Source organism: Prevotella sp. (genome assembly GCF_036570325.1).
Classification (GTDB): Bacteria; Bacteroidota; Bacteroidia; order Bacteroidales; family Bacteroidaceae; genus Prevotella.
Genome location: NZ_DATCYK010000057.1, coordinates 1 through 8,232, shown reverse-complemented (window position 1 = coordinate 8,232; position 8,232 = coordinate 1). Strand labels below are relative to the sequence as shown.

At 53.1% G+C, this 8,232-nt stretch carries 8 protein-coding genes and 1 tRNA gene; all 9 read right to left on the bottom strand.

Going from position 1 to position 8,232, the window contains the following annotated elements; genetic code table 11:
* Positions 1-271: 271 nt before the first annotated feature.
* On the bottom strand, positions 272-1,813 hold the full coding sequence (locus tag VIR50_RS07595; RefSeq protein WP_331934546.1) for a YifB family Mg chelatase-like AAA ATPase: 1,542 nt from the start codon (positions 1,811-1,813) through the stop codon (positions 272-274).
* 43 nt (positions 1,814-1,856) lie between these two features.
* Positions 1,857-2,864 carry a DUF4369 domain-containing protein gene (locus VIR50_RS07590; RefSeq protein ID WP_331934545.1) on the bottom strand — a complete coding sequence of 336 codons (1,008 nt, stop codon included), beginning with the start codon at positions 2,862-2,864 and terminating at the stop codon, positions 1,857-1,859.
* Positions 2,861-4,537, bottom strand: a complete 1,677-nt coding sequence (locus tag VIR50_RS07585; protein WP_331934544.1) for a tetratricopeptide repeat protein — start codon at positions 4,535-4,537, stop codon at positions 2,861-2,863. Before VIR50_RS07585 ends, VIR50_RS07590 begins: the two co-directional genes overlap by 4 nt.
* Positions 4,538-4,567: 30 nt before the next feature.
* Positions 4,568-4,653: transfer RNA gene (locus VIR50_RS07580), tRNA-Leu, on the bottom strand.
* 78 nt (positions 4,654-4,731) lie between these two features.
* Positions 4,732-5,310 carry a hypothetical protein gene (locus tag VIR50_RS07575; RefSeq protein WP_331934543.1) on the bottom strand — a complete coding sequence of 193 codons (579 nt, stop codon included), beginning with the start codon at positions 5,308-5,310 and terminating at the stop codon, positions 4,732-4,734.
* A gap of 71 nt (positions 5,311-5,381) precedes the next feature.
* Complete coding sequence (locus tag VIR50_RS07570; protein WP_331934542.1) at positions 5,382-5,570, bottom strand: hypothetical protein; 189 nt, start codon at positions 5,568-5,570, stop codon at positions 5,382-5,384.
* A gap of 13 nt (positions 5,571-5,583) precedes the next feature.
* On the bottom strand, positions 5,584-6,789 hold the full coding sequence (locus tag VIR50_RS07565) for an MFS transporter (protein ID WP_331934541.1): 1,206 nt from the start codon (positions 6,787-6,789) through the stop codon (positions 5,584-5,586).
* A 368-nt stretch (positions 6,790-7,157) separates the two neighbouring features.
* Entirely contained in the window at positions 7,158-7,571 is a 414-nt protein-coding gene (locus VIR50_RS07560) for an SRPBCC family protein (RefSeq protein ID WP_331934540.1), read from the bottom strand.
* Positions 7,572-7,607: 36 nt separating this feature from the next.
* Positions 7,608-8,232 (bottom strand): orotate phosphoribosyltransferase (gene pyrE / locus VIR50_RS07555; RefSeq protein WP_331934539.1); only part of this gene is annotated, 625 nt, incomplete at its 5' end.

Sequence of the window (8,232 nt, the reverse complement as noted above, 5' to 3'; positions counted from 1 at the left end):
AGCCACACGGAATACAAGCCATACTGTACCGTTATCTCCCTGCGGGGCTGCTTCGGATTGGCTTTCGACAGGTCGGAAACCGTCACCAAGGGGTGCTTTGTCTCGTATCCCATCCACTGATTGTAGCCATCAACGGTGTCGATGACCATTACTTCTCTTTCATCCATAAACTTAAATGATGATGATTTCTGTTGCAAAATTATGTATAAAAGTATTCGGGAAAGGCACCCGAATTACAGAATTAATAAACCATTTTACGGTCAAAGGCCCTTTATCGCTCGGCCCAATCGCCCCTATCGAGCTTTCGATAGTTGATGGCCTCGGCCAAATGGGTCACGGTGACGCTGTCGCTACCGGCCAAGTCGGCGATGGTACGGGCCACCTTGAGGATTCGGCTGTAAGCTCTGGCCGACAGCGACAGCTTTTCCATGGCCACACGGAGCAGCTCCACGCCGGCCGCGTCGGGCTCGGCATACCGGTGAATCATGCGTTCGGTCATCTGGGCGTTGCAATGTACGTGCCTCAAATCCTTGAAACGCTCGATCTGAATGGCCCTCGCCCTGATTACACGCTCACGAATGGCGGCGCTGCTTTCGCCCGGTTGGGCCGTTGAAATGTCTTTGAAAGGAACGGGAATAATCTCTACTTGAATATCAATGCGGTCAAGTAGCGGTCCGCTTATCTTGTTCATATAGCGGTGAATCTGGCCGGGCGTACACACGCAGTGGTGCGTCGGGTCGCCGTAATAGCCGCAGGGACAAGGGTTCATGCTCGCTACGAACATGAAACTACATGGATAATCAATGCGATATTTGGCCCGTGAAATGGTGATATGCCTATCTTCGAGCGGTTGGCGCAACACCTCGAGGGTGTGCTTGTTGAACTCGGGCAGCTCATCGCAGAACAATACGCCGTTATGAGCTAAGGAAATCTCGCCCGGTTGTGGGTTGTTGCCACCACCCACGAGGGCCGCTTCGGAAATGGTATGGTGGGGTGAACGGAACGGACGTTGGCTGATGAGCGACGTGTTTTGCCCCGTCTTGCCGGCAATGCTGTGTATCTGCGTGGTCTCCAAGCTCTCCGAGAGCGACAGCGGCGGCAGTATCGACGGCAATCGCTTGGCCATCATGCTCTTACCCGAGCCCGGCGGACCAACCATAATGAGGTTATGACCACCCGCGGCGGCCACTTCCATGGCCCGCTTCACGTTCTCCTGCCCGCGAACATCCGAGAAATCGAGGTCGAAAGCATACTGTTTCTCATAGAACTCACGGCGGGTGTCGATGGCGGTAGGCTCAAATTGAGCCTCGTCCGTCAGGAAACGAATGACTTCCGTCAGGCTTTCCATGCCGTAAACATCGAGCCGGTTCACCACGGCAGCCTCATTCACGTTCTGCCGGGGCACGATAAGTCCCTTGAAATGCTCGGCCCGTGCACGGATGGCGATAGGCAACGCCCCCCTGATAGGCTGCAAACGGCCGTCAAGTCCCAGCTCTCCCACAAGCATGTAGCTACCCAATTTCCCTGACACAATGGTGCCATTGGCGGCCAAGATGGCCACCGCTAACGGCAAATCGAAGCTACTACCCTCCTTACGGAGGCTCGCCGGCGCCATATTTACGGTGATGTCGGCCTTCGGAAACTTATATCCGTTGTACTGAAGGGCCGCCGATATGCGGTCACGACCTTCACGAACGGCCTCATCGCCCAGCCCCGTGAGGTGATACATCACACCGGGATTGAGACTCACCTCTATGGTGACAGTGGTCACTTCAAGACCGTTGACGGCTGCGCAATAGGTTTTTACAAGCATGGTTTTCCAAGTAAAAGGTGCTGGCAGGGGGCAGACCGTGGGCTTACTTCAGTAATTCGTCGAGCTTCTCACGTATCTGCTGTGGGGAAAGGCCACGGCCGATAATCTCTCCGCGGCGCAAAATGATGTTGTCGGGAATGGTGGTCAAGCCGAGCTGACGCACCAAACGGCCGTCAAACATTTGGCCATCGCACACCGTGGACCAATTGATGGAGTCGTTTTTCTGCGCGTCACGACACTGTCGTACCGAAGCGTCGACATTGATACTCAACAGCTGCAATCGCCCCGAAGCCTTGCCTCGGGCCTGCTTTAACTGCCGTTGAATATCCATGCTTTCGTAATTCCAAGAGGCCCAAACGTTGATAACGGCCAGCTCGGAAGCCCGAAGATTAGCGGCCGAAACGGGCCGTCCGTTCATGTCGGTGGCGTAAAAGTCCTTCAGTTTGCCCTTCATCGTAACGTCCTTCATCTGACGGGCACCCGCCAAAAGACGGTTCAGATAACCGTTCTTGGGCTGTTCCTTGCTCAAAAGAGTGAGCAAGCTAAGCGCCTTTACATAGTCGGGCTGCACGGTTTCCATGAAATATTGGTTGACCAAATAGGGCGCCACGGCCGACTCGGGATGGTCTTTCACGAAATCCTCGGCGTACTTCCGCATCTCGGGAGGTGAGGCATTGGCGATTTGTTTACGAAAACCGGTCATCAACTCGTTGTCATCGGTGCCCTTCACCTCAAGCTCTTTCAGGTGAGAAGCGTCGCCTTTTATGTCGACCGAGTGGCCCGGGGCAGCGAAAACGGGCTGTCTCGAGAAGTTGGGAAACACGATGATGAGCACGCAGGGCTGCTCACAAGGAATGTCGTAGGTAAACCGTCCACCGTCAACCTTGATGGTATCGAGCCCTTGAATGCCCCCATCGGGACTGTAAACATAGAACTCACCCTGATTAAGGTTGATGAGTCGGCCATCAATTTCAAAGTGATGGCTGTCCGTCCCACAAGAAACCAGAATCAGGGTGAGCAGTAAAAGTAAGCTAAAACTTAGTTGTTTCATCTTTTAATCTTGGCGAATTCCAAGTCGTTATCGGCATACGACGACAAGGAAGGATCTTTCTCGAGCGCTTCTCTCAAGTAAGAACCGGCGGCATAGCTGTTACCTTGGCGTGCGCTTAGGATGGCATGAAGGTAACTTGTCATGGCGTCGGGGTTCTTAACGCTCTTCAATGTTTGCTTGGCAGTGGCGTAGTCCTTGTTCAGCAACTGGGCCAAGGCGGTGCTGTTGCTAGCCGTTTCCTTCAGCTCATCGGCCGCGGCGGCGTAGTTACCACGTGCAATGTTGAGATTGCCGAGCACATTGTTGAAGCCATTGGCGTTGACAGCGTTAGACAAGAAACCCTCGGCCTCGTCGAGCTTACCTTGCGAGAGGCTCATCAAAGCCTTGTTGGCATAAGGCTCTTGTGCCTTGGCGTTTACACGAAGGGCTTGGGCTATGTACTTCTCGGCGGTGGCATTGTCGCCCTTGTTGAACGCCAAGGCAGCCAAATTGTTGTAAGCCCGGTAGTCCTTATCGTAGAGTTCGGTGGTCTTCTTATAAATTTCGGCCTTCTTGTCGGCGTTGTTTTCCAACGAGGCAGCGTAGAGAATCTCCTCTATATCGAGCTTGGCGGGGTCGGCGGCGTACTGCTCCTTGATTTGCTCATCGGTGCGTCCGACGGTCTCGTAGTTGATAATGAGACGGGCACGGCGCAACTCCGGCAGCACCTCATCGGCCAAGTCACGGAAGCCTTCGCTCATGTTGCGGATTTGCTGCTCACGTTCCTGCGGGTCCTTGTACATCGACAACACGCGAAGAATCACGTCCTTGTCCTGCATGTTGCTGGCTTGGACGAGCTGCTGGAAGCCTTCCCAGTCCTGCGCGGTGTAATGCGCGTCGATGTCGGTCTTCATCTTGACGTTCTTGAGCTGCGCTTTCACGTACTCCTCGCTGTTGTCCTGACGCTTGCCGGCCAGCTTGTCATTGAAGCTGAAGCCACCTTCGGGCGACGCGTAGGCTGCCACCTCGACATTCTTGATGGCCAATCGCTCTCTGTCGGCATTGATACGCTTGAGCATTCTGACAAATTCCTGCACGCTGTTGTTCTGCAACTCGCTCTTGCGCAGGTTGGCCTGATTGATGAGGAACTTCACATTGGCTTCCTGCTTCTTGGCGTTGACACGCTGGAAAGAGTCGGGAGCGATGCACGCTCCGCCATTCATCATCGTGCGACGGTAAAGCTCTGACGTGGCCAAGACGCCGTTGGCAACCTTCACCGCGGGTATATCCACCTGCTTATTGCCCACTTTGGCGACAAAGGTGAGATACATCTCGCTCTTCTGCATTTGGGGATTGTAGTCGAAAGTGGTCTTCATCGTGTAACGACCACCCAACCGATAGGAAATCGTTTGGTTGTTGCCCATGACCTTCTCGCCTTGGAACGTGGCGGCAGTGCCCTGCGCCGTGAGCCCGTTAGCGTAGCGAAGCTCGGGTATAACGGTAACCGTGGCGTTCTTCTTCAGGTATTTCTCGGGAAACTGGCCGCTGATCGTGGCGGGCACTTTGCCTCCCATGGCCTCCAACGGATTAGGGTCTACCTGAAAATAGTCGGCAGACAACGCGCCCATCTTGGAACATGAAGAGAATAAGAACAAGGAGAATGCAGAAAAAACAAGGATTAGATTTCTACGCATAACAAAAAAAGTTGGTTTTTATAGCTGAAGTGCCGCGAGCGGGACTCGAACCCGCACAGCCATTACTGGCCAAGGGATTTTAAGTCCCTCGTGTCTACCAATTCCACCATTGCGGCATTTCGGTTTGTTAAAAAGGATAATTCGAATGCAAAGATAGTTGTTAATATCGTAACAACCAAAGCTTATTAACATTTTTAATATTTATTGTGCACGAGGAGAAGGCGGCCTGTCGACCGGGCCACATACTCCATCATCTTCCGTCCCTTGGGCCCTTTGACCACCACGCCACGCTCATTCAAATCATAGGCACGGCCACATCGGGCGCACGTCATCTGCCATCCGGCTGCCCCGAAGGCCAACGGATGGCGGGCATTGCCCGTCTCTTGCAGGCAATTGGGGCACTGCCCGTCGAACGCCAACAAGCCGTAATGGTAGCTATGGCCCACGACGATGGTACCGCCGGCACCAAGGATGGGCACATAGAGCAGCTCCTCGGCCGTCGTGATGGGCACGGTCTCGCTGGCACCACCGCCCAAACGCAACGTCACTTGGCGCACGCCGCCCCGCGTGGTCTGGCCTATCATCACGTAATAGCCGGGCGCAAGGGGGTTGACAACCTGCTGAATGAGGGTGTTGTTATGGACGGCGGTATTGAAACGGAAGTCGCATCGGTAGTCATTGCTATAAAGCTCATCGCCTCCGCAGCCCGCCGCGGTGAGCAGCAGGGCCAACAACGGACCGATGATTTTAGCGTAAGTAAATGTCCTGAGCATGGGTTTATATTTTCAAAATAAAACAAATGACGGGAGGGCTCTCGGCCATTCGGCGACACAACAAGCCCCCCTCATTTCACGGTCGCTACATCCTTATTTTGCGAAAGCAGGCCTATCACGCCCTCGAAGCAGCCCTTTGAGCCGGCCAAAAGGCTGCTTCGAGGCGCCCAAAAGCCCACGTTGACAAATGGCCTATGGGCAAGTGACACGAGGCATGCGCCACCACGGCCCTCACTATGCCTATCAATGCCGCGCCGCATATAGGGAAATCGACTAAGGACGGGCCGAATCGTCCCCCGCCTTTGCCCTACTACGCTGAATGCCGAAAAGGCAAACAACCAACATAACCGGGAAGATTGACGCGGCAAGGATACCGCTTTGAATATCGTTCTCACTGACTTTGGCACAAAGCCCCACAAGGGACGGGCCCAAGGTGCCGCCCATATCACCGGCGAGGGCAAGCAAAGCAAAAAGCGCCGTGCCACCTCCGGGAATGCGGGCTGACGTAAGACTGATGGAGCCGGGCCACATGATACCCACCGCCAAGCCGCTGATCATACAACCCACAAGGCTCGCAAACGGAATGGGAGACAAGGCCGCTATCAGGTAAGCTGCGAAACTAAGAAGCCCGGCGCCTTTCATATAGCCGGCCAAATCAAAATACTGCCCTTTCTTGGCGTACCAAAGACGACCCAACCCCATACAGAAAGCAAAGCCACAAGGGCCCACCAAGTCGCCGATTGTCTTATCGACACCCAACGAAGCCTCGGCAAAAGCCGATGTCCACTGGGCCATGGTACTCTCGGAAGCACCTGCCGCCACCATCAAGAGCAGGAAAGGCCAGAACGTACGCATACCGATGAGCCGGCTGATACTCATGCCCTCGGAGCCCTCAACGATTGGCTCAATGGGGCAAGTGGCAAAATTGATAATGTTATAAAGCGGAATCAATGCCCATAGGCAGGCCAAAAGACGCCAATTATCCAGCCCGAAAAGCATAAAGAAAAGCGTGGAACCCAAGATTACTCCGACCGCTCCCCAGCAGTAGAAGGAATGGAGCAAACTCATCATGCCTTCCTTGTTAGGGAAAGGGCAGGCCTCGATAATGGGGCTGCACAGCACCTCTATAAGTCCGCTTCCCACGGCATAGACGCATACACAAATGAGAATGCCCACCAACGGGTCGGCAAAAAGTTCGGGCACGAATGCCAAACCGACGAGGCCCACGGACGAAGTTACCGCCGAAACGATGATACTCTTGCGATAATCTATGTTCTTAAACTTGGCACAAAGGAAGTCGGTGACCAACTGAACGATGTAAAATACAGCCGGAATCAGCGCAAGGCTCGCGATAGGAATGTCGTATTCGCGATGGAAAGCCATAAACAACAACGGTGGAAAATTGGCGACAATGGCTTGTGTTACAAAGCCAAGATAACAAGCCAACTTGGTCTTTCCGTAGTTTTTTGATTGATTCATATATTTCTGTTTGTATTGTTTTCCTATCAAGTCAAGGAGGAAAAAGCCTTACATGAGTTATACTCGACACGACATTCGGCCACGTCGTGGTGCCCCATCAATCGGGACACGACAGCATTGGCCTGCGCCTTTGCGGCCACAAAGGTCCGAAAAAAATATCAGAATCGGTAAGCAATAAGCAGGAAATCAGGCTGATAGAGAGAAGAATACAGTAAAAAAGCACACCCCGAAAGTATTTAAGCTGACTTTCGGGGTGTGCTTTACGGCTTTATGAAAGACGGCCTTCGACCCTTCAAAAGGGCTGCTTTAAGACGACAAAAGCAGTGCTTTCATAAGGCGAAAACACTGCTTTTACAAAATCACGGGCCTTAGGCGCTGTAATCAATGAGCTGCAGGGCGTCGGCTATTTTCTCAAGACCTTCCTGCAAAGGCTTTGACACCATACCCTTAATGAACGGATTGAGATCGGCCTTAATGGTGAGTTTCATTTTGCTCGAAGCCTCTGTCACGGGCAGAATCTGTATCCAAAAATTAAACGGAAGCGGACTTTGCTCGGTCTCAAACTTAATACATTTGGGCTCCTCACGGTCTACTATGCGGAGCTTCACGCTGCCCATGGGCGTCGAAATGGATATGGAATTCTGGTCGAACACCAAGTCACGGGCCTTGTCCTCGGGCAGTCGGCTCTTAACGCGCTCTATGTTGGTAAGGTCGCTCAGCAGGTTGTAAACGCTCTGCTGCGGATAATTGATGGGGCGTATTGTACTTTCAAAGGTCGACATGGCTATATCGTATGAAATAAAAAGTAAGTGACAGGGTTATTTTTTCCAATTGGCGGGGTCTTGTCTCCATTCGTTCAGTACCTCCACATCTTCCTCGGTGATGTATCCGGTCTCAAGGGCTTGGGCCACAACGTGCTCATAGTCGGTCAACGTTTCGAGCTGCACACCGGCCTGCTCGAACGCTTCCTTGGCCACGGGGAAGCCATACGTGTAGCTGGCTACCATGCCTATTACCTCGCAAGCGTTAGCCCTGATGGCCTCGACAGCCTTCAGACTGCTGCCACCCGTTGAGATAAGGTCTTCCACAACGACTACTTTCATGCCCGGCTTGAGCTCTCCCTCGATGAGGTTTTCCAAGCCGTGGTCTTTGGGTTTGGAGCGAACGTAGACAAAAGGCAGGTGGAGTTCGTCGGCCACCAACGCGCCTTGGGCGATGGCTCCGGTGGCAACGCCAGCAATGGCTTCGGCCTCCGGGAATTTATCAAGGATGGCATGAACCAGCTCGAGCTTCACATAATTGCGCAAATCGGGGTACGATAACGTCTTGCGATTGTCGCAATAGAAGGGTGATTTCCATCCTGAAGCCCAAGTGAAGGGGTTGTTAGGCTGCAATTTGATGGCCTTTACTTTTAATAAACGTGAAGCGAAATCCTTTTTTAAA

Excerpts from the sequence above, each read along its gene's own strand:
- VIR50_RS07595 (WP_331934546.1), bottom strand. The coding sequence starts at position 1,813 with ATGCTTGTAAAAACCTATTGCGCAGCCGTCAACGGTCTTGAAGTGACC.
- VIR50_RS07590 (WP_331934545.1), bottom strand. The coding sequence starts at position 2,864 with ATGAAACAACTAAGTTTTAGCTTACTTTTACTGCTCACCCTGATTCTG.
- VIR50_RS07585 (WP_331934544.1), bottom strand. The coding sequence starts at position 4,537 with ATGCGTAGAAATCTAATCCTTGTTTTTTCTGCATTCTCCTTGTTCTTA.
- VIR50_RS07575 (WP_331934543.1), bottom strand. The coding sequence starts at position 5,310 with ATGCTCAGGACATTTACTTACGCTAAAATCATCGGTCCGTTGTTGGCC.
- VIR50_RS07570 (WP_331934542.1), bottom strand. The coding sequence starts at position 5,570 with ATGCGGCGCGGCATTGATAGGCATAGTGAGGGCCGTGGTGGCGCATGC.
- VIR50_RS07565 (WP_331934541.1), bottom strand. The coding sequence starts at position 6,789 with ATGAATCAATCAAAAAACTACGGAAAGACCAAGTTGGCTTGTTATCTT.
- VIR50_RS07560 (WP_331934540.1), bottom strand. The coding sequence starts at position 7,571 with ATGTCGACCTTTGAAAGTACAATACGCCCCATCAATTATCCGCAGCAG.